18 protein-coding genes, 1 tRNA gene and 1 pseudogene are annotated in these 21133 nt (G+C 42.9%); 6 read left to right on the top strand and 14 right to left on the bottom strand.

Going from position 1 to position 21133, the window contains the following annotated elements:
* From BGP76_RS18220 to BGP76_RS18180, 9 genes are all read right to left on the bottom strand, one after another.
* On the bottom strand, positions 1 to 1353 hold the full coding sequence (locus tag BGP76_RS18220; protein WP_119845748.1) for a hypothetical protein: 1353 nt from the start codon (positions 1351 to 1353) through the stop codon (positions 1 to 3).
* Between the two features lie 74 nt (positions 1354 to 1427).
* Positions 1428 to 1850, bottom strand: a complete 423-nt coding sequence (locus BGP76_RS18215; protein ID WP_073122965.1) for a secondary thiamine-phosphate synthase enzyme YjbQ — start codon at positions 1848 to 1850, stop codon at positions 1428 to 1430.
* A 10-nt stretch (positions 1851 to 1860) separates the two neighbouring features.
* The gene (locus BGP76_RS18210; RefSeq protein ID WP_119845747.1) at positions 1861 to 2517 is read right to left on the bottom strand and encodes an SCO family protein; all 657 of its coding nucleotides are present in this window, start codon (positions 2515 to 2517) and stop codon (positions 1861 to 1863) included.
* On the bottom strand, positions 2514 to 3128 hold the full coding sequence (locus BGP76_RS18205; protein WP_147407518.1) for a toxin-antitoxin system YwqK family antitoxin: 615 nt from the start codon (positions 3126 to 3128) through the stop codon (positions 2514 to 2516). Before BGP76_RS18205 ends, BGP76_RS18210 begins: the two co-directional genes overlap by 4 nt.
* Positions 3129 to 3136: 8 nt before the next feature.
* The gene (locus tag BGP76_RS18200; protein ID WP_158584331.1) at positions 3137 to 4273 is read right to left on the bottom strand and encodes a YHYH protein; all 1137 of its coding nucleotides are present in this window, start codon (positions 4271 to 4273) and stop codon (positions 3137 to 3139) included.
* 537 nt (positions 4274 to 4810) lie between these two features.
* The gene (locus BGP76_RS18195) at positions 4811 to 5692 is read right to left on the bottom strand and encodes a diacylglycerol kinase family protein (RefSeq protein WP_073122968.1); all 882 of its coding nucleotides are present in this window, start codon (positions 5690 to 5692) and stop codon (positions 4811 to 4813) included.
* A 75-nt stretch (positions 5693 to 5767) separates the two neighbouring features.
* Positions 5768 to 7933: a S9 family peptidase gene (locus BGP76_RS18190; RefSeq protein ID WP_119845744.1), complete on the bottom strand. Its 2166-nt coding sequence runs from the start codon at positions 7931 to 7933 to the stop codon at positions 5768 to 5770.
* A gap of 150 nt (positions 7934 to 8083) precedes the next feature.
* A complete protein-coding gene (locus BGP76_RS18185; protein WP_119845743.1) occupies positions 8084 to 9331 on the bottom strand; it encodes a hypothetical protein in 1248 nt (415 codons plus the stop codon).
* 24 nt (positions 9332 to 9355) lie between these two features.
* Positions 9356 to 10348, bottom strand: coding sequence for an adenosine kinase (locus BGP76_RS18180; protein WP_119845742.1), 993 nt, complete (start codon positions 10346 to 10348; stop codon positions 9356 to 9358).
* A 157-nt stretch (positions 10349 to 10505) separates the two neighbouring features.
* On the opposite strand from BGP76_RS18180, the gene BGP76_RS18175 reads away from it, so the two are divergent.
* On the top strand, positions 10506 to 11402 hold the full coding sequence (locus BGP76_RS18175; protein ID WP_119845741.1) for a hypothetical protein: 897 nt from the start codon (positions 10506 to 10508) through the stop codon (positions 11400 to 11402).
* 286 nt (positions 11403 to 11688) lie between these two features.
* Positions 11689 to 13140: an asparagine--tRNA ligase gene (asnS, locus tag BGP76_RS18170; protein WP_073125289.1), complete on the top strand. Its 1452-nt coding sequence runs from the start codon at positions 11689 to 11691 to the stop codon at positions 13138 to 13140.
* Between the two features lie 286 nt (positions 13141 to 13426).
* Here the strand turns inward: asnS and BGP76_RS18165 are convergent, their stop codons facing one another.
* From BGP76_RS18165 to BGP76_RS18150, 4 genes are all read right to left on the bottom strand, one after another.
* The gene (locus tag BGP76_RS18165; RefSeq protein WP_215978323.1) at positions 13427 to 14260 is read right to left on the bottom strand and encodes a DMT family transporter; all 834 of its coding nucleotides are present in this window, start codon (positions 14258 to 14260) and stop codon (positions 13427 to 13429) included.
* 5 nt (positions 14261 to 14265) lie between these two features.
* On the bottom strand, positions 14266 to 14919 hold the full coding sequence (locus BGP76_RS18160) for an ABC transporter ATP-binding protein (RefSeq protein ID WP_073125292.1): 654 nt from the start codon (positions 14917 to 14919) through the stop codon (positions 14266 to 14268).
* A gap of 648 nt (positions 14920 to 15567) precedes the next feature.
* On the bottom strand, positions 15568 to 16224 hold the full coding sequence (locus tag BGP76_RS18155; RefSeq protein WP_119845740.1) for a response regulator transcription factor: 657 nt from the start codon (positions 16222 to 16224) through the stop codon (positions 15568 to 15570).
* 12 nt (positions 16225 to 16236) lie between these two features.
* Positions 16237 to 18012 (bottom strand): PAS domain S-box protein, encoded by a 1776-nt coding sequence (locus BGP76_RS18150; RefSeq protein WP_119845739.1) that lies wholly within the window; start codon positions 18010 to 18012, stop codon positions 16237 to 16239.
* 224 nt (positions 18013 to 18236) lie between these two features.
* On the opposite strand from BGP76_RS18150, the gene sucC reads away from it, so the two are divergent.
* The 3 genes and pseudogenes from sucC to BGP76_RS18135 all read left to right on the top strand — a co-directional run bounded on the left by sucC (position 18237) and on the right by BGP76_RS18135 (position 19943).
* Positions 18237 to 19445 carry an ADP-forming succinate--CoA ligase subunit beta gene (sucC, locus tag BGP76_RS18145; RefSeq protein ID WP_119845738.1) on the top strand — a complete coding sequence of 403 codons (1209 nt, stop codon included), beginning with the start codon at positions 18237 to 18239 and terminating at the stop codon, positions 19443 to 19445.
* 178 nt (positions 19446 to 19623) lie between these two features.
* Positions 19624 to 19821 (top strand): annotated as a pseudogene (locus tag BGP76_RS18140) (GIY-YIG nuclease family protein); the annotation flags it as partial.
* A gap of 48 nt (positions 19822 to 19869) precedes the next feature.
* Positions 19870 to 19943: transfer RNA gene (locus BGP76_RS18135), tRNA-Arg, on the top strand.
* A 36-nt stretch (positions 19944 to 19979) separates the two neighbouring features.
* Here BGP76_RS18135 and BGP76_RS18130 read toward each other — a convergent pair.
* On the bottom strand, positions 19980 to 20585 hold the full coding sequence (locus tag BGP76_RS18130) for a TetR/AcrR family transcriptional regulator (protein WP_073125304.1): 606 nt from the start codon (positions 20583 to 20585) through the stop codon (positions 19980 to 19982).
* Positions 20586 to 20652: 67 nt separating this feature from the next.
* Here BGP76_RS18130 and BGP76_RS18125 point away from each other — a divergent pair, with 67 nt between their 5' ends.
* Complete coding sequence (locus BGP76_RS18125; RefSeq protein ID WP_073125307.1) at positions 20653 to 21096, top strand: DUF2867 domain-containing protein; 444 nt, start codon at positions 20653 to 20655, stop codon at positions 21094 to 21096.
* The last annotated feature ends 37 nt before the right edge of the window (positions 21097 to 21133 follow it).

The following is a 21133-nucleotide window of genomic DNA, read 5'->3' as shown; positions in this document are numbered from 1 at the left end:
CTAGAACCCTTTTTCCTTCGAATTCCCCAAAAGTTGCTTGGCCATCGCCGCACCAATCAAGGACTCGAGTGGAGTACCTCCGCTACTCCCCCCTCCTGTAATCATCGTTGCTGGAAATTTAATGTTAGCGATTTCTTTGGCTACCCCTACTGATGTTTTGTACTGCCATTCGGCTTTTTCTTGTGGCGTGAGTCCAGCTGACACCAACTTGGCATTTTCATAAGCCATGGCTTCCGCTGCAACTTTTCTTTGCTGAGATTTTAGCCTTTCGGTCTCTAGCGCAATAGCCGCCAGCTCCTTATTAGTTTTCTCCTGCTTTAGCTTCGTCTCGATCGCGATGAGTTGCTTGACCTGTTCTTTTTCTTGGGTGACGCGCTCGGCAGCCTTGTCTCGTTCGCCTTCGGCAATGATCCGTTGTTGTGATGACTTGGCTGTTTCTATTTTTTGCTGTTCGAGCTGTCTCTTAGCCGATTCGTCTCGCTGCGCTTCCAATCTTTTCTTAAAGGTGCTTTCTAACACCACATCATCGACGATCACCTGCGATACGATGATGTTATTTTCCGTGATTTCATGAGAAATCCTTTTGGGGACACCATTGATCAAAATCTTGTTTACCGTATAGGACGTCTGTATTTCCTTGATCATACGATCCTTTTCGTTTTGGATATCCATATAGATCGTGTCTCTATTTTCTAGCTTCTCCACGGCATAGGCACCGTCTTTGAGTTGCTCGTCGAGTGTCTGGCGAAAGCTCTGTGCCTCCCCCGAGATATAATCCTGCGCTGCAAACATATAACCAGTGTTATTGGTCTGTTCTCGCACTGTTGGGACGAGGGTATTGTTGACTAGATTGGACATGCTTCTAAACTTAATCGCCAGTGTTTCAAAACTTTTTTCATCCAAAGGCAACTGAAATCGACACGAAATATAAACGGTGGCAGTCACCTGATCGATGAACCGGATAGGGATCGGAGACATGGCTCCCTCGATATCTTGATTTCTTTTCCCATCGTCCATAACTTTCACATCGATGTATTTTTGCCAAGGTGTAATTTTGGCAAAGCCTCTAAACTTGATCCCCTGCGTCGTGACGACACTGGTGCTACCCGTGGGGTATACCAAAAAGTATTGCTCCGTGGCATCCGCCCAAAAGAATAAATAAGGCGTCAACGCAATGAACAAGCCTATCGCTGCTATAGCTGCAGCTAGGCGCTGCGTAAACATGAGCAAAAATGGAGGTGCTTTGGACCGTACTTTTTGATCTCCTTCGAAGATATTTTCTTCTGATAGTTGGGGGCGCAGAAAGTAAAAAATAACCCCTATGAGAAATAGAAAAATGCCAATGATAATCATGTGATAAGATTGGTTAGAATGATTTTTTCTCTAAATATATGTAAGAAAACCAATACCAACCAAAGTAATCTTGGTCAACTCCCCATAGCCGTCAGAATCAATCGGCGTGATCCGCCATAATCTCGGTGCTCGCAGAGATAAACCCCCTGCCATGTACCCAGATTCAATCTACCTCGTGTGATGGGGATAGAAACCGAACTACCCATCAGTGATGCCTTGATGTGTGCTGGCATGTCGTCCGCCCCTTCGTAGGTGTGTCGGTAGTAAGGTTGGTTCTCAGGCACCATTTCGTTGATATGAGATTCAAAATCTGAGCGTACGGTTGGGTCTGCATTTTCGTTGATCGTCAGACTCGCCGAGGTGTGCTGAATGAATACCTGAAGAACTCCTATCTCGATCTCAGCCAATTCGGTAAGCTGCGATACGATTTCGTCGGTAACCAGATGGAAGCCCCGAGAACGAGCCCGAAGCTGTATTTCTTTTTGGAAGCTTTTCATGCTCCCAAAGCTAATCCAATAGTGTCGAAATATCCTCCATCATGCGTTTCACATCTAACGGGAGCGTCCCATTATACACACCTCTAATTCGACGCTGACTATCAATCAAAATCAATTTTTCCGTATGGAGAAAATCTTCTTCGGTCGTGACAGTCTTGCCAAACCCTTCGTCAGCAAAATAAGAGTTCCTCGCCAGTTCGTAGATCTTGGTTTTATCTCCAGTCAACAGGTGCCACTGATCCGCATGGATCTGATTGAGCGTAGCGTACTCTTGGAGCCGTGCTACTGAGTCCACCCAAGGCATCACAGTATGCGATAGAATTTTGACACGATCATCTGTTGCATACTTCTCCTGAACGAGATGAAGGTTATGCGTCATCTTTGGACACACGCCAGGACAGATCGAAAAAAAGAAATTGGCCACATAAACCTTCCCTTTCATCGTTTCATCAGTGATCGTGTTGCCTTCTTGATCTATAAACGAAAAAGGAGCAATCTGATGAATACTATCATAAGTATCATCGTCCTCATCTATCCATGTCGGTGTAAAAGTCTCCTCAGTATAAAATGGCAACTCGATTTCAGCATTGATACGCTGCTCCTGCTGAGGAGCACTACAGCCCAACAGCCATGTACATACGCTAATTATTATACTATACTTCATCATTTACTCACTGTTAACTGTACCCCGAGATATGGATCTATATTTTGTGTTTCACTATCGATTTTGGAACAGCGTTTCAGTCCTAACATGCCATACTTTCGACCATTATCCTTGACGACATAGTTAGATTTGAGCTTGCCATCCATTCGCCAAACACGTTGTAAACCGGCCTCTTTACCATTCTGATAATTGAGTTCCATTTTGAGCAAACCTGTGGGGTACCACGCTCTGTGTATCCCTTCGCTGAGCCCTTGTTCAAACTGATAAGAAAATTTGGGTCTCCCGTCGGGATAAAAACACAAATGATCCCCCTGTTTCTCTCCAAGATGATAGGGGCGCACGTATGCCGTATCTCCAGTAGAGTAGTAGCCAATCATATTTCCCTCCAGCTTTCCTTCGTAGTAGGACGATTCCTTTTTGATCTCTCCGTTCTCATAGAGTTCGAAAGCATAACCACTAAATGGCTTCTCCCCATAATAATAGACCCCACGGTGATCGTGAGTCAAATCTGTCTCTGAAACAAACAAGTCTGGTAACCTAAGTTTGTTGACCCGAGTAGTGCATGCCGTACACGCGACTACCAGACCCATCCCTATCAAAAATAATTTGTGCATTCTTCAGATTATTGGGTTTTGCTACCTGCTACGCCGTAGTAACCATCTCCATTGATCCATGGATACTCCTCGGTGATGTGATAGTGATAAATCCCATTCGGGAAATCCGCTGTGACACCAAAGTGACCATGGTAGTCATCCAAATCATCATTGGTGATTTCTTCCCCATTTTCGACCGTGCCATATACTGGAAATCCGTCTAAGAGAAATCCCATGAAGGCATCACTTCCCTTGAGTTCGGTCAGCCATACGGGCTCGATATGATAATGATATTGGTCTCCAGCTGGATGACCTTCGTACTGATCAAAGGTGTTGACCTCCTCAAAAATGTCATCACCAGGTGCAGCCTCTTGATTGAAAAACACGACACTGTTGATAGCGACTCCCATCGGCCCGAGTCCAGGAGATTCCTTGTTAGTCGCTTCTTCTGGGTATCTCGGCAGTTTGAAGACGATATTTTGCTCACCGATTGATCCTGGGTTCTTTTTGAAGTCAGGATTATTAGGTTCTCTATATGCTTCGTATAATGGATCGTTCGCCCCGTAGTACATACTCTTATGATCAGGGAGATCTTTGGTCGTGATCGTCACCCAGTCCTCATCATAGGTCACGGTCACCGCATCAGTATGGTAGAATTTGCTCGCCAGTATAGAAATATCATTGTCTGTACTTCCATTCGGATCTTCCTCATCCGTGTCTGTCAACACCAAGGTCACTTTGTTATCGTTAGACACCTCCACATTTGCTGCTTGGGTACTGATCATAATCTCAATCTGCTCGACCTCTTCTACTGCCTCATCATCTATCAGTTTCAGCTCAAAAGATACGGACTCATCTCCATCAGCAATGCTTACCTCGTTCGCTACTGTTTCATAATCTTCCCCTTCTATGGCATTACCTCTTAGCGTGAGAGCCACCGCAATGGCTTCTCCACTTTGGTTGCTTTGATCCATAGATACCGTAATCTCTACCTCCTCGTCGCTACCCTCAGTCAGTGCCGTCTGATCTGCCGCTATACTCAGAGTATAAGTGATCGGCTCTTCCACATCTGTACCAGTATCTTCTTTTTCAGCCTCGCAGCTAATCATACCGATAGTTAGCCCCATCGTTACTGGCAGCCACCACCCTTTTTTCGTTTTTCTCATTTCCATATTTTGATTATCTATAAGTTAGATCGGACAGAACTATCCCTCCCCTGAAAATAAAACGGACAAGCCTGGCAATACCCTACCCTAAGACGATATCATTGTATACTCATATTAGTATATATCTAAACTCTGTCAACTTTTTCTAGAACGCCCCCATAATCGCCAATACACAGAATTAAGAATAATATTCTGTCATGTGAAAATTAATCAGCTCATGCAAAACATTATTCTGTTCCGCGAAGATTTCAGGCATCCTGCGGCTGCAATAGCCCTTCCTGCGAGACACAGCACCCTTCCCGCAGCATTTTTGGGCACTCCTGCGCAACGGGACGATATAAAATTTTTCAGGGACAAAAATTAACACACATGACGAAATAATATTTGGAAAAATAAATCCACCTAGAAAAGTAAGCTCCTCCAAGGGCTAGGTGTTTTTAATGCTCAGTACGGGTACGAACTATAGCCTTGATTTTATAGCTAAACCCTTGAAGGGTTTTCTGCATATTGGTTTAAATGCCATTGCCTGAGTTAGGCTTAGCTTTTGACTCTAATCCTGAGAAACTTCTCTGAAATCGAGATATTGAAGGGGGGAGACCCAATGTACTCCCCATCTAGGTGAGCAAGCAGCATATCATTAGGCTCTACTCTTAGCTCTTTCGCCTGGAAAAAATTAACCTCTGGCAGCTTACCATGCTTTCCAAAATTAAGCCTACCGATATTTAAAAATCGCCGAAAGGAGGTCATTCTTCCTATCGTACAGATATTAAGTAACCCATCGTCAATTTTAGCGTCTGGATTGAGTTTGAATCCTCCACCGAAGGTAGTTCCATTCTGAACTGCCATCAAGATGAGTTTCATTTCCAACCTTTGTCCATCCATATTGACCACATAATATTTGGATCTGTATGTCCATAGAATTTTGAGAACATGCATGTAGAACTTGAGATGACCGCTAAAAATACTCTTCGTATGCAAATTTTCGTAAACCATCTGTCCATCAAAGCCAATTCCTATTCCGTTGATGAATTTGCGTTTGTTGCAGATACCTACGTCGATGAGCCGCTCACGGCCATGTATGATCGTTTCGATCTGCTCGTCTAGATCGCTACCAATATCGATCGTTTTCACGAAATCGTTTCCTGTCCCTACAGGGATGAAACTCATCACCATGGGGTACTTTCGGATAGCATTCAGGGAGGCATTGATGGTGCCATCACCACCTATCACCACCAGGTCTGTGGTGTCCGTAAATAGGTTTTCCTCTATGAACTCATCTAGGATTTCGCTCTGTGGCGTGATGAACACCGCATAATAGAAATCAAGCTGATCTAGACGTTTTTTGAGACGCATCAGTGCAGCTTGTGCTTTTCCTTCCCCAGAATAGGGGTTCGCCACGATAAAAAACTTTCTGTCCATGAGTTAGATTGGTAATAAAAAAGCAATCCCCTGAGCATCAAAGGATTGCTTTCGCACTACAAATGTAGCTAGATTTTACAAATTGTCCATGATCCAATTGGTCATCATCGTATAGAGGTGCGTTCTGGTCTTGCCTCCATAGAGACTATGCGCCTTATCTGGATAGTAAAACGAATCGAATTGCTTGTTGGCCTGAATCAAACTCTCCTGTAGTGTCACCGCATTTTGGAAGTGCACATTGTCATCGCCTGTCCCGTGAATCAGTAGAAAATTTCCTTTCAACTGATTCGCATAGGTGTTGGGAGAGTTGCTATCATACCCTTCTGGATTCTCCTGAGGAGTTCTCATATAGCGTTCCGTATAGATCGTATCATAGAATCTCCAGTTGGTGACAGGTGCCACTGCGATACCTGCTTTGAAAACGCCATCGCCTGTCATCATAGATAGTGACGACATGTGTCCGCCATAGCTCCAGCCCCAGACACCGATTCTATCCGCATCCACAAAACTCATTTTACCTAAGAACTTTGCACTTGCTACCAGGTCCTGCACTTCCATTTTACCTAAGTTCATATAGGTCATTTTCTTGAATTTCTCACCACGACCTCCTGTACCACGCGTATCGACACATACGACGATGTAGCCTTTCTGTACGAGCATCTGATGAAAATAGTAGTGTCCACCAGACCATCCGTTGGTCACGTTCTGCGAACCTGGCCCACTATACTGATAGATCAAAACTGGGTACTGCTTAGTACTATCCATGTCTATCGGCTGTAGCATATAAGCATTTAGCTGATAGCTATCCGCTCCATCGATATCAAAAAATATCTTTTGGCTCAGTCCATATTGCTCAGCAGTCTCTTTGAGCTTCTTGCTATCTTTTAGGACTTTGACCAACTCATTTTTCTTGGTTGACATCAGCGAGATCTCGCGAGGGCTATTCGCGGAGTGATTAAAGGAAATATAGTATTTGAAATCCTTGCTCATATCTACTGAGTTGATACCAGCCTTGGTGCTCAACTTCGTCTTTCCTTTTCCCTTCAGGTCTACCTTGTAGAAATGTCTCTCCATCGAAGACCCCTCTGTAGAAATATAGTAGAGTACTGGTGTTCTACCGCTTTGATCTAATCCGACAAACTCCTCTGCCTCCCAGTTGCCCTTGGTCACGAGATTGTTGAGCTGACCATCGATGCGGTGCAGGTGATAGTGTTTGTATCCTTCACGCTCGGTAGAGTAGAGGAACTGCGTGCCGTTATCCAGATAGATCAACTCATGCGCATAGGTCACATCAAGGTAGGTCTTAGACTTGTCCGTTAGGATCAGTACCATCCCGCCTGTCTTTGCATTAACATGGTAGATATCCAGTCTATTTTGTAGACGATTTAGTTTCATCAGAGACAGGGTATTGGCATCCTGTGTCCATTGCATTTTAGGATAATACACATCCGTTTCTTCACCTGTTTTAACCTTCACGTTTCGGTTGGTAGGCAGGTTATGAATGAAAACCTCCACCACTGCATTGTCTTGTCCCGCTTTGGGGTACTTGTATCGGTAGTCACGTGGATAGATCGCACCATTATCCCAGTACTGTAGATTGTATTCTTTGACTTGACTTTCGTCAAAACGGAAAAACGAAATCTTCTTGCTATCTGGAGACCAGTTAAAGGCCTTGGTGAGGTACAGTTCCTCTTCGTAGACCCAGTCCGTGCTACCATTGATAATACTACCAAACTCCCCGTCAGTCGTGACGGCATGCTCAGACATGTTGACCAGTTTGACATAGTAAAGATTATTTTCGCGAACAAAAGCCACCATGGAATTGTCCGGAGAGAAGGTCGCATAAGACTGGCGACCACCATCCGAGAGCTTACTCATCTGCTCCCCCTCGAAGGTGTACACATAATACTCGGCAGTATACGACCGGCGATAGATGTACTCTTGCTCAGTCAGGAGCAAAATCTTTGTTTCGTCATTACTAAACTCATAGTCTGAGATACGGATATGGAGTGCGTCCCCGTCTACTAGTATAGAATCTGACGCTCCCGTGGTGACGTTGTAGCGTAGGATTTGGTTGTCTTCTAGTGCTGAGTAGTACAGCCCATTGTTCATCCAAGTGAGGCTCGATAGATAGTCTTGTCTAAAAGTTCCCTTTTCGGTAAAGTCTTCGACAGCAATTTTCTTCTGTGCCAGTGCAGTCACACCTAGCATCAGAAGTAGCATGGTTAATAATTGTTTCATCTTTATCAGTTTAATCAACAGCTATTCGCTGCAATGTCATATCATTTCAAACAAATATATGACATCAGATGAAATTTAGAAGAAACAATTATGCAAGCGGTTCATAGATCTCACCCAACAGCAAATTGCTATCCGCTTGTAACAAAAAGACTAAAACAATTGAAAACCAAGATTGACTAGGAATGTATCCGTGATGACATTGTAATTCAGGTGTGGATATCCATAATACAAGACTCCTTTGATAAAACCCCGTTGGTATTTGAAATCCAAAAATATTTCTTTCCCTTTGATCTCTCCCAATAGACCTATTCCGCACATAAAACCGACCTCTTGATTAGCAAACTCTTCAATTTCATACACCTCTTGACCAATAGACAAATCCCAAAAAGACTCAGGCCCTCTCACATTATGTGTTTCGACAAAATAGTTGAACATTCCTCCAAACTGAAATGTGGGTCTAATTATTCCTTGTGGAAATTCATATCTAAAAGTAAGGGAATTATTGAATCGGCTACTTTGCTCTAAAGTCAAACCATATACTCTCGTAGTGACATGAATCACAGAGTCTGTTGATACGAACTTAGTTTGGCTATAAGTCCCCGCATATTGCACAAAAATATTTTCATTAATAAAACTGAGTTTCTGTTTTAGGTACAACCCAAAACGTGGGTAGGTATAGGTCTCAAAATTCACACCATCCAAGAATCTTACATATTCACTTTTAGAGCGCGCCGAAACGGTATTGTAGCCTACGATCAACCCAAATTTTGGCCCTTCCTTTTTCCTCTTCTTTTCAAAAACAATGCACTCCTCGGTCAAACAAACTTGCTCGTGGTATTCACTTGCTACTTTGATCAAAGACTGATGGTTCAGTTTAAGGTCATCCATTTGACTGGCCAAGGCTGGACTATCCTTAAAAGAGTACTTCAAGAGTCCAATGTATTCTTTGGACTCTTGTCTGTATGTAACGCCATCCTTATAGAGCTCCTTTTTGTCATTCTTAAGCTCCATCAAGACACCATCCCCATTGTCAAAGAAATAATGATCCTTGCTAAATTCATCATTGACAAAATACATATCCACAATACCATCAATCAGGTATTCTAAAAACAAATGATCCTCGACATTGTTTAAAACAATTGTTTTCGAGACGAAATACTTGCCATCAATAAACCGATAAGATAATAATTCGTCAGAGCCAAATGTCTCTTTGGATGCCTTTTGATTTGCCTTGAACGTACACTTTTTCGTACTAGCTTTTATACTTTTATAGTCTAGCAGACCATAAATCGTATCATTCGATACTTTGACAATATACCCTTCACGAAAATCAGACTGTCCAAAAACTGCTACTGAAAAAAGGCAAAGCAGAACAGTAACTAAAATGGATAATTTCATAGTGTAGATTCTGTATGACTAACTTTAAGAAAGAGTGCTCAAAACCTCTAGTGCTTGTGCTTTTTCCAACCTTGGACCAAACTGAGACACGACCTTGGAGGCAGCGAGACTGGCCAACTTGCCTGACTCGGCAAAGCTGTGACCATGCGTGATGCCATACAGAAATGCCCCTGCAAACATATCACCTGCTCCATTGGTGTCAATCGCCTCGACTTTATAAGGCTCTATGTCTACGAATGTATCTCCATCAAAAATCATCGCACCATTTTGTCCCAGGGTGATGACGAATTTCTTAGCAATGGCTTTGAGTGCCTCACGTGCATCCAGCAAACTATCAGTAGCAGTATAGAGCATCGCTTCCTCCTCGTTGCAGAACAGCAAGTCAACTCCCTCTCCTACGACCTCTTTCATCTCGTCGTTGAAAAACTTGACCATACTCGGGTCAGAAAAAGAAAGGGATACTTTCACGCCATGGGCTCGGGCGATTTCCATTCCTTTCTTCATGGCATCTCTGCCCGACTGAGAAGGGACAAGGTAGCCCTCAGTATAGAGATAAGTTGAATTCTTAATCGCCTCTTCGTCGATCTCCGCTACCGAAAAATCTGACGTGATCCCTAGAAAAGTATTCATCGTACGCTCCGCATCAGGGGTCGTCATCACGAGACACCTGCCAGTAAGTCCCTCAGGAGCAGTAGCCTCTGTCAGTATGGTGTCGACCCCATTGGTTGCCAGGTCTTTGAGATAGAAAGCACCAAACTCATCATTGGATACTTTGCACGCGTAGTAAGAAGATCCACCGAACTGACTGGCAGCTACGACAGTGTTGGCGGCAGAGCCTCCACCCTTCATCATATTCTCGCTAACTTTTATTTGGCTTATTAGCTCCTTTTGACGGTCTTCTTCGACTAGAGTCATCAGCCCCTTTTCGACCTGATTATCTGTTAAAAATTTCTCATCTACCTCGAACACTAAATCCACTAGGGCATTGCCTATGCCGTATATATCGTACTTACTCATAATTCAAAAAAGTGATTTTGTTTTGACTCAGCAAAGAGAACGAAAAATATGATAAACACACGATTGCTCGTAAATAACCGTCTCTTTTTATCTAATTTAAAACTTCAAAAATCAAACAAGGTTACCTTAACCTTGTTAACACTAATCTTAATATATAATGAATCAGCTAAAATTAAATGCAAAATTATTCGCCGCGATCCTAGTATTTGGCGCTCTAGCTTCGTGTGAAGAATCAGACAACGGTGACGACAGCAACTCCTGTCACATCACTTCTATGGTCTTTAGTTATCCAGAGGATGACTATGGGTACAGCTATGCTTCAGACGTCACATTCGAGTACAATGACGCCAATCAACTAATCTCGATATTAAGTGTAGATAATGAAACAGAGTGTTACGACAACAATTGTGAGACAAGCACGGATGAAAACGAGATATTTTTATCTTATGCTGGTGATGTCATAACATTAACCAACTCTTCCTATGAGGGTGAAAAAATTGAAATTCTCATATCGGGTGATAAGCTTGAAAAAATTACCTCCAGTGAAATTTACAATGGAGAAAAAGAAATCGATGAATATCGATACATCTACTCTGGAGACAAATTATCTAAAGTTGAAAACTGGGACAACTATAGCAACTCGTCAACCAGCGAGCTTACAATATATAGTTATGATGAGGTGACTTTTTCTGGCAACAACATTAGTATGGTTGAATCCTTTTATGAATCAGAAAATGCCAATGCTAGGAAATTAGGCAAAAAGGAACATGTAATAAATGCCAGAACGAACGAATCCATCTCTGTGGGAAAAGTGAGCTATTCCTATGACACCAATACCAATCCAATGAAAGGAGAATTATTAGCACTACTTATTGGGGGGTATGAATACTTCAATGAAAACAACATCCTATCAGAAAAAGAAATATATGATCACGCGACTTATACGTACAACTATTCATATGAGTACAATGACGATGGTCTTCCGATTATCATAACAGTAACCGACGATGAGGGAGGCAAGAATGTTACGGACGTCACCTACGACTGTGACTAAGTAGCCGTATTGAATAAAAAAACACCTTTGAGGCTGTCTAGTAGTTGCGACTATGGGCAGCCTCTTTTGCTTTGGTCTGTGTCACAGGCCCGGGAGACAGAGTATTGAATGCAGTGATTCACTGCATTCAATACCAGATGGCCCACTTATAATTCCTCATTTCCTACATATCTAGGATTAACTTTTGAGTTTTAACTCCCGAATTGCATAATTCAGAGCAAAAAACCTTTTTTTTGCCTTCCTCTAGGTCTTAGAGAATTTTTATTTCAACAAAAAAACAAACACAGTGAGCAGCGAAAAACGCACCAAAATACTGGACATACTCCAATCGGGAGAGGTTGGAACCAGTGCGCTTGTAAAGGGATGGGTAAGAACCAAAAGGCAAAACAAGAATGTAGCATTCATTGCCTTGAATGACGGCTCCACCATCAATAATCTACAGCTGGTCGCGGATCCTAACCTGATCGATGAGGCGCTCCTCAAAGCCTCCACTACAGGAGCCTGTCTCGCTGCTACGGGCGAACTCGTTGCATCTCAGGGCTCTGGACAGAACGTCGAGCTCATCGTCAAAACGCTCGAAGTACTCGGTGAGGCAGATCCAGAAAAATACCCCCTACAACCCAAGAAGCACTCGATGGAGTTTCTCCGTGAGATCGCCTATCTACGTCCCCGTACCAATACCTTCGGAGCGATATTCCGCATTCGTCATGCGATGATTTTTGCAGTGCACAACTTCTTTAACCAGAAAGGTTTTGTCAACGTGCACACGCCGATCATCACCGCTTCGGATGCTGAGGGAGCTGGAGAAACATTCAAAGTCACGACCCTTGATCTCAACAATGTACCGAAGACCGAAGAAGGTGCTGTGGATCACAGCCAGGACTTCTTCGAGAAAGAAACGAACTTGACCGTATCCGGTCAGCTAGAAGGCGAACTTGCTGCGATGGCATTGGGACAGATCTATACTTTCGGACCAACTTTCCGAGCAGAGAACTCAAACACCACGCGACACCTAGCGGAGTTTTGGATGATCGAACCAGAGATGGCCTTTGCGGATCTCGATGACGATGCTGATCTCGCCGAAGAAATGCTGCAGTATCTCGTCGGCTATGCTTTGGAGCACTGTGCGGACGACTTGCAGTTTTTACACGACCGTGAAGTCGAAGAGAACAAAAACAAGAAAGAAACGGAGCGTCCAGAGTTGTACCTCTTGGACAGATTAAAGTTCGTCGTAGAAAACGATTTCGAAAGAGTCACCTACACCGAGGCGATCCAAGTGCTCCGCAATTCTAAGCCCAACAAAAAGAAGAAATTCAAGTACCTGATCGATGAGTGGGGAGCAGACTTGCAGTCAGAGCACGAGCGCTACTTGGTCGAGAAGCACTACAAGAAGCCGGTGATTCTGACGGACTACCCTAAGGACATCAAGGCCTTCTACATGCGCCAAAACGATGACGGCAAGACCGTCGCAGCGATGGACATCCTCTTCCCAGGCATCGGGGAGATCGTAGGCGGTTCGCAGCGAGAAGAACGCCTCGACAAACTCGAGCAACGCATGGACGAGATGGGCGTGCCCAAAGAAGAACTCTGGTGGTATCTCGATACCCGCAGATTCGGTTCAGCACCTCACAGTGGGTTCGGCCTTGGCTTTGAGCGGATGATCCTCTTCGTGACAGGCATGACCAACATCAGAGACGTCATCCCGTTCCCTAGGACTCCAGGCAACGCTGAATTTTAAGCAAAAAGGACATTTTCATAAGAGTCCCCATCGGTTCAGTAACTGGTGGGGACTTTTTCATACTGAATTTTGGAAAAAGAGGAAGATACCTGAAATAATAAGTTGAGAAGACGTTGAACTCTGCCTCTATTTCCTTAAACCTCGGTTCCTTGTCCAATTTAAGTAGTTCTAGTTCGCATACTATGTTAGTCCGTCAAAAAGTAAATCGTTACATTTTTTGACGAGAAATATTACGCAACTGATTTAAGGTTAGATAAATATAGAGCCCCAGAGCCCCCTAACCTACTTACCCTCTCCCTCTAACATTCAGCACCACTCCGATGACAATGAGTAACATACCGATGTAGCTCATCCAGCTATAGGTCTCCCCGAAAAGCAGGAAGCCAAATGCAATCGAATACAACAGCCCAGTATAGTTGATAATGGAGACTTTGGAAATCTCCTCCAGCTGATAGGATCGTGTCAAATAATACTGCGCAATCTGCGTAAACACCCCGACCAGCAGCAGATAAAACCAATCAGAGCCCACTGGCATTTCCCAAACGAAGTAGCTTGCGACGATTGCCATCGGAAGCGTGACCAATGGGAAATAGAGGATAATCACCAAAGGATGCTCGGTGGTCTTGAGTTTTCGCACGAAGTTGTAGGCCAATCCTGCAAAAAATGAAGCCCCCAACCCCATCGCCAGATGTAACCCCGAGATCCTGCTATCGACCCCTTGTATCACTAGCACCCCAGCAAACGATATGGCAAAATAGAGGTATTGCTTCCAACTGACTTTTTCCTTGACGATGAATACACCCAATATAGCAGCGAACACAGGTGAGAGATATTGCATACTGGCAGCTGCGGCAAGTGGTATCTGTTGGACTAGAGAAAAAAACATCACTAAGGCTACCGCGCCAGAGGCTCCTCGCATGATCAGCACCTTTTTATTGTTTCCCCAAAATGACACCTTCTGCCGATACAGGAAAAAACCACTTAACACCAGAGAAATCACCGAACGAAACATGATCACTTCCACAGCTGGAATATGTGAGACCTGCTTGATACAGACCTTCATCAACGAAAAGACGAATGCTGCTATGAGCATATATTGAACTCCCTTAGATATTTTCATGGGCATCAACCGAGGATAGAACCGTCCTGTATGGTGATTTTTCGGTCGGCCATTTCGGCAAGGGATTTATTATGCGTCACGATTACGAAGGCTTGACCAAATTCCTTTTGTAGCTTGAAGAAAAGACCGTGTAACTCCTCGGCATTCTTAGAGTCAAGATTCCCACTCGGCTCATCAGCAAAAATCAAAGAAGGCTTGTTGATCAAAGCACGAGCTACTGCTGCCCGCTGTAGTTCCCCTCCAGATACTTGTGCTGGTTTGTGAGATTTGCGTCCTTGTATTCCTAGCAAGTTCATGAGGTACGCCGCGTACTCATCCAGTTCCTGATTCCTCCTGCCTTGAATATAGGCAGGCATGCAAATATTTTCTAATAACGTGAACTCAGGTAGCAGATTATGAAACTGAAACACAAAACCAATTTGCGTATTTCGAAAGGATGCCAAATCCTTGGGCTTCAATCCAACTACGTTTTTGCCATTGATTTCCACCACGCCCTGATCTGGCACATCTAGTGTCCCTAGTATCTGTAGCAGCGTACTTTTGCCCGCGCCAGACGCTCCTACGATGGAGATGATTTCGCTGGTATTGACTTGTAGATCTATCCCCTTGAGGACTTCCAGATCACCGTAAGATTTGTGAATATTCTTGGCGTGGAGCATGCGTTACTTGTTAGTGGACAAATATATGTATCGCCAAGGAACTTTAGCGTATGGACATAAAAAAAGGCTATTCTATCGAACAACCCTTTTTAATCCACCTGTATTATCCCGTATCTTGGATAGATAATCAAGGAGTTTTAAAAAAGAGTTGTCGCTTTGCAACAACCCTTCTTAATCCACCTGTATTATCCCGTGTCTTTGATAATGAGGGAAGAGTAAAAAAAGAGTCATCGCTTTGCAACGACCCTTTTTAATCCACCTGTATTATCCCGTATCTTATAAAAAGCCCCCTTTGTGACTAGTGTAATTCTTTCTAGCTAATCTCCAGATCTTGTTTGGAGTTTGTGATTTGACTTTGTTTATATCTTAACCACATTTCAAAAGTAGATGGAAACCAAGCCTAAAAAAATAGAGGATACTCGTAAAAAATATTTTAGGAATATCAGTAATAAAAACAAGAAAAAAGATGAGAAACGAGGTTGAAAATTGTACTATTTACATATTAATTAAAATAATACAAACAACTTATACAAAAGAAAGATTGAAGCTATCTCACTAGACATAGAAAAGGCTTAGTCATATATAACCAAGCCTGAAAAGGTATTAAGAAAATTACCTAGCTTTTAGACGAAAATGCAGACTATCAGTCTATTCCAGATCGATAATCTTTTCTTTGATAGCATATTTTACCAGTTGAGCAGTACTCTTCATGCTCAGTTTCTGCATGATATGATTACGATGTGCATCTACCGTACGGATAGAGATGAATAACTTATCCGCAATTTCACGGTTCGAAAGCCCTGACGCGATCTGACGCAGTACTTCGACTTCCCGCTTGCTCAGATCCTTGTTTTCCTTAGCTACTTGCTCTCCTTTGCTTTGCTTGTAGAACCCTTTGAAAATCACCTCAGATATTTTATCTCCAAAATACTGCTCGCCCTCCATTACTTTTCGGATCGCCTCGGCTAATACTTCTTTTTTAGTATCCTTCGCCAAATATCCTGCTACCCCAGCCTTGATGGCCTCAGAAATATGATCCTGTGTCACCTCCATAGATAGAATGATAATACGAATGCCCTCATAGTCAGCTAGCACCTTCTTTGCAGTCTCTATGCCATTCATCCCTGGCATATTAATGTCCAGTAACATCACATCTGGTTTTTCTTCAGCTATTTTTTCGAGTGCTTGCTCGCCACTCTCTGCATCTCCTATGATATTAAAATCTTCATAGATGGAAAGCATGGTAATGATCCCTTCTCTTACAAGGGAATGGTCATCGACAACTAGGATATTAATTTTTGACATAGGTTTGAGGTCTTAAGTATTGAGCGGAAACCAAGATTTGATCACAGTACCCTTGCCCACGGTCGAGCTAATCTCGAAATGCCCGTTTTGCAAAGATGTTCTTTCTTTCATATTTTTAATACCATTCCAATTATTTTCTGTATCAAATCCTACTCCGTCATCCGTAACTTCTAAGATAATATTTTGATTGGTAGATTCCACTTTTATCGAGACATTACTTGCCTTGGCATATTTTACAATATTACTGGTGGCTTCTTGCGCGATACGATAGATTGCACTGGACAGATCCATATTATAATCATCAGGTATATCTATAGATGAGCTCACTTCGAAATCTCCCGCATCACTGACCTGCTCTACTAGATACTCCATAGTCTTGCGCAGACCAAACTCCTCCAGATGGCGGTTAGACATATTGCGTGACACACGCCGAACCTCCTCTAGCGTACTGGCCAATAGGTCCTCTATCTCTTCTTTTTTATGCTCGAATTCCTCCGCAGACACATCTGCCTCCAAAGAAGAAATTTTAAATTTAGTCCCGACCAAAATCTGCCCTATGCCATCATGGATATCACGAGCCATTCTACTTCGCTCATACTGCTGTGCGTTAAAAATTGACTTACTGATCTCACGCTGCTCAGTGATATCCTGTACGATTCCCATAATAGAAATGATCTTACCCTCTTCGTCATGTTTGATATTACCAGAGTTTCGTAAAATCCGTGTTTCGCTATTCGTAAGTGTCACGCGGTGCTCTATATCATAAAACTCTCGTCCACCAAATAAGATTTCGTTGAAGTAGGGTTGGTCCTGAGTATGCATCTTCTCCCTATATAGTGTCTCTATAGACTGCCGATAATCCCCCTTTTCTATCTCAAATATCTCTGCAAAACCATCCGAATAGATAAAGCGGGAAGACAATGGTTGCCACTCAAAACTACCTATTTGCGCTACCGCTTCCGCATTTTCTAATATTGCCTTGTTCTTGGCTAGTTTTTCTTCGTTTTCTTTCTTTTCGGTCACATCCAGCAGCGTACCCGATGCGCGAAGCGGTGTACCGTCAGGAGCACGGCGAATGACTTTCCCCCTTACCAACACCCACTTCCGATCCCCCGATTCACTCTTTTTGATTGGGTATTCCTGATCAAACATAGGCGTCTTTCCCTCGATATGATCCTGCATCTCTCTTTTGAGGTGATCACGCGCTGCTACACCGTCTCCCTGAAAGTAAGCAAACTCTTTGATCGCATCCTCCTGCGGCAATCCGAGTATAGAGAGACTCCTTTTATTATACACTATCGTGTTAGACATGAAATCCAAATCCCAAACGCCGAGATTAGTCCCCTCCAAAGCCAGCTCTAGTCGCTCCTTGCTCTGTACTAGCTCATGCTCGACACTTTTGCGATGACGACCCGCCTTCATCTCGTTGAGTGCACGCTCGATTACGAGCGGCAGTCTAGACATATGAGCCTTGGAGACATAGTCTGCCACTCCAGACTTAAGTGCCTCGACTGCCTTTTCCTCCCCCACATCACCTGACATGATGATGAAAGGTATATTAATATCCCCTAATAGTTCATAAGCATCCAATGCCGTACACGTCGGTAAATAATAGTCCGAGATTACCACATGGGGCAAAAAATCAAATAGCTTCTCTTTGAAGTCTTTTAGATTATTAACAATCAAATAGTCATTTTCTAAACCTGCACGATTTAGCTCAAACAATGCGAGCTCGGCATCTTCGGTAGAGCTTTCTAACAGTAGGATGTTTAATTTTTTGTAGTGCAAGGGTGTGGTTTATAAAATCAATAAGTCGGAACTAAAATTTGAGAAAAGATAATGAAGCTTTCGCCAATGCACAATATTTCTCGCCGAGAGCCACACATTACTTGATGGTTGTTGAGATTTTTGGGCTCAGATCGGATATTAGAATTTCGTTTCTTGAAAATACCATCCTATTGAAGTAGATTCGCGCCGAAGGCATCCCAAAGGGAACAAAAAACTATAGGCACATGAACATTCACGAATATCAATCTAAAGAAATATTAAAAGGATACGGTGTAACAATTCAAGAAGGTATTGTTGCTGACACTCCTGAAGCTGCTGCTGCAGCTGCCAAAGAACTAAACGCAAAGACAGGTACGGAATGGTATGTGGTCAAAGCGCAAATTCACGCTGGTGGTAGAGGCAAAGGAACCGTAAACGAAACGGGTTCTCACGGAGTAGTTTTGGCAAAAAGCCTTGACGAAGTACCTGCAAAAGCAAAAGATATCCTAAACGGAACTTTGGTGACACACCAAACTGGGCCAGAAGGAAGAACTGTCAACAAAGTCTTGATCGCACAAGATGTATACTACCCAGGAGAATCTGACCCGAAGGAATTTTATCTCAGTATCCTTCTTGACAGAGCCAAGGGATGTAATGTAATCATGGCCTCTACTGAAGGCGGTATGGATATCGAAACGGTAGCAGAAAATACTCCAGAGAAAATAATCAAAGAATGGATCGATCCAGCTGTTGGCCTACAAGGTTTCCAAGCTAGAAAAGTAGCATTTGCACTTGGTCTAGAAGGCGAAGCTTTCAAAGGCATGGTGAAATTCATCTTCTCTCTATACAAAGCGTACCTCGGTACCGACTCGTCGATGTTCGAAATCAACCCTGTGTTGAAAACATCTGACAACAAAATATTGGCTGTAGATGCGAAAGTAGATTTAGATGATAACGCACTCTTCAGACACAAAGACCTAGCCGAGCTAAGAGATCTATCAGAAGAGGATCCTGCTGAAGTAGAAGCCGCGCAATCAGGCCTCAACTACGTCAAACTAGACGGTAACGTAGGCTGTATGGTCAACGGTGCAGGACTGGCGATGGCCACTATGGACATCATCAAACTATCAGGTGGAGAGCCTGCCAACTTCCTCGATGTAGGAGGGTCAGCCAACGCTCAAACTGTCGAAGCTGGTTTCCGTATCATCATGAAGGATCCAAACGTAAAGGCAATCTTGATCAACATCTTCGGTGGTATCGTGAGATGTGACAGAGTAGCTAACGGCGTAGTGGAAGCGTACAAAAACATCGGAGAAATCAATATTCCGATCATTGTAAGACTACAAGGAACCAACGCAGAAGAAGGTGCCAAAATCATCGAAGAGTCAGGCTTGAAAGTCTACTCAGCGATCGTATTGAAAGACGCTGCTGCTAAGGTGAAGGAATTGATATAATAGTACTGAGCATCTAGTATTGAGACTTTTGGTCTAAGTACTAGATGCTCAATACTATTATCTAATAATGCATGCGTAGTTCAACTGGACACCTGTCTGCAGACAGGCAGGGAATACCAGATTTCGGCTCTGGGGGTTGAGGGTTCGAGTTGTTACCTGTGTGTGCTATATTTGTAGAATGTTTTTTGTTTACATTCTTAGAAGTAAAAAAAGTGATTGGCATTATATTGGTCAAACACAGAACTTAGTATCTAGAATTAAACAGCACAATGCTGGAAAGACAAGATCCACAAAAGGTTATAGACCGTTAGATCTTGTCTATTACGAGGTAATAAAGTCAAGAGAAGAAGCTCTGGCTAGAGAAAAGTATTTTAAATCAGGTACAGGCAGAGAATTTCTGAACCATACTGTTGATATAAAAAATGCATGCGTAGTTCAACTGGATAGAATACCAGATTTCGGCTCTGGGGGTTGAGGGTTCGAATCCTTCCGCGTGCACACTCAAAGGCTACCACATCGGTAGCCTTTGTTGTTTTAGATCCATTTTTGAAACTCATCTCTACCTCGCTGTGATAAATATGGATAAATGGTATATTTAATCTGTCTCAAAAAATCCTGCTTCAACAAAGAGTCATCTACACGATGAGGCAAAGTCAAGAGAAAAAAATCAGTCACCAATCTAAGGCGATCAAATAGCATATCATACTCCTGCGAGAGTTGTTCTTTGCGCAACACTCCTTCCAGACACAACGCTTCCACTGCTATAGAAAATTGTTCCTTTCTTATCAAAAGCAACTCTCTATAATGCCGTTCAATCTTTTCAAATCGCATCAGCTGAACAAAATCCACAAAAAAGAATCGGTACGAATAGATAACATCATACATCACTTCGGATAGCAAAAACATCTTCTGCAAAGATGCCTCTCCCACACCTACCTGATCAAACAATTCACTAAACCTATCCACCAATCTCATGTAGAGTGCGACCACTATATCATCTTTTTTCTTAAAATGATAGGTCAAATTTCCTGGGCTTATTTTCATTGATTCAGTAATCATTCGCTGACTTACCTGCGACATCCCCAACTCATTGAACATATCCAAGGCTGTATCTAATATCCGCTCCTTTGTATTGATCATTCATCAAAGATACAAAATAGTACACTTGCACTATATAATTTTAATTAGTACAATTGCACTAAAAAAAATGAACCCATCACTAGATCGTATAGATTACTCCGACACTTTCAGGATCACTAACCACTTTGATTCTCTTTCAACCATCGCCAAGGCCATCTTTGGGTCTGGTCCCAAATGGGTCATCCTGCTATTTAAACTGAGAAACCAGATCGTTAGCTTCTTTGGGCTCAAAACAGCTAAAGCACCAAACCTAACACAAGAGCTAAAAGTAGGCTCATCCATTGGACTATTTAAAGTCTTCTCACTTTCTAATCATCAAATTATCTTAGGCGAAGATGACAGCCATCTTAACTTCCGAGTACTAATAACCAATCAAAACACCTCCTCACAAAACATAAGTGTCACCACACAAGTAGAAATCAATAACTTCTTCGGCAAAATCTACTTTACCTTCATCCGTCCGATACATCCCTTGATTGTAAAAGCACTCTTGAAAAACATAGACAAGTAGACCAATTCCCTATTACTCCTGTCCCAAATTCACACAA

Source organism: Reichenbachiella sp. MSK19-1 (assembly GCF_003590315.1).
Taxonomy (GTDB): domain Bacteria; phylum Bacteroidota; class Bacteroidia; order Cytophagales; family Cyclobacteriaceae; genus Reichenbachiella; species Reichenbachiella agariperforans.
Note: the sequence above shows the minus strand (reverse complement) of the source record. Positions and strands in the feature narration are given on the sequence as shown.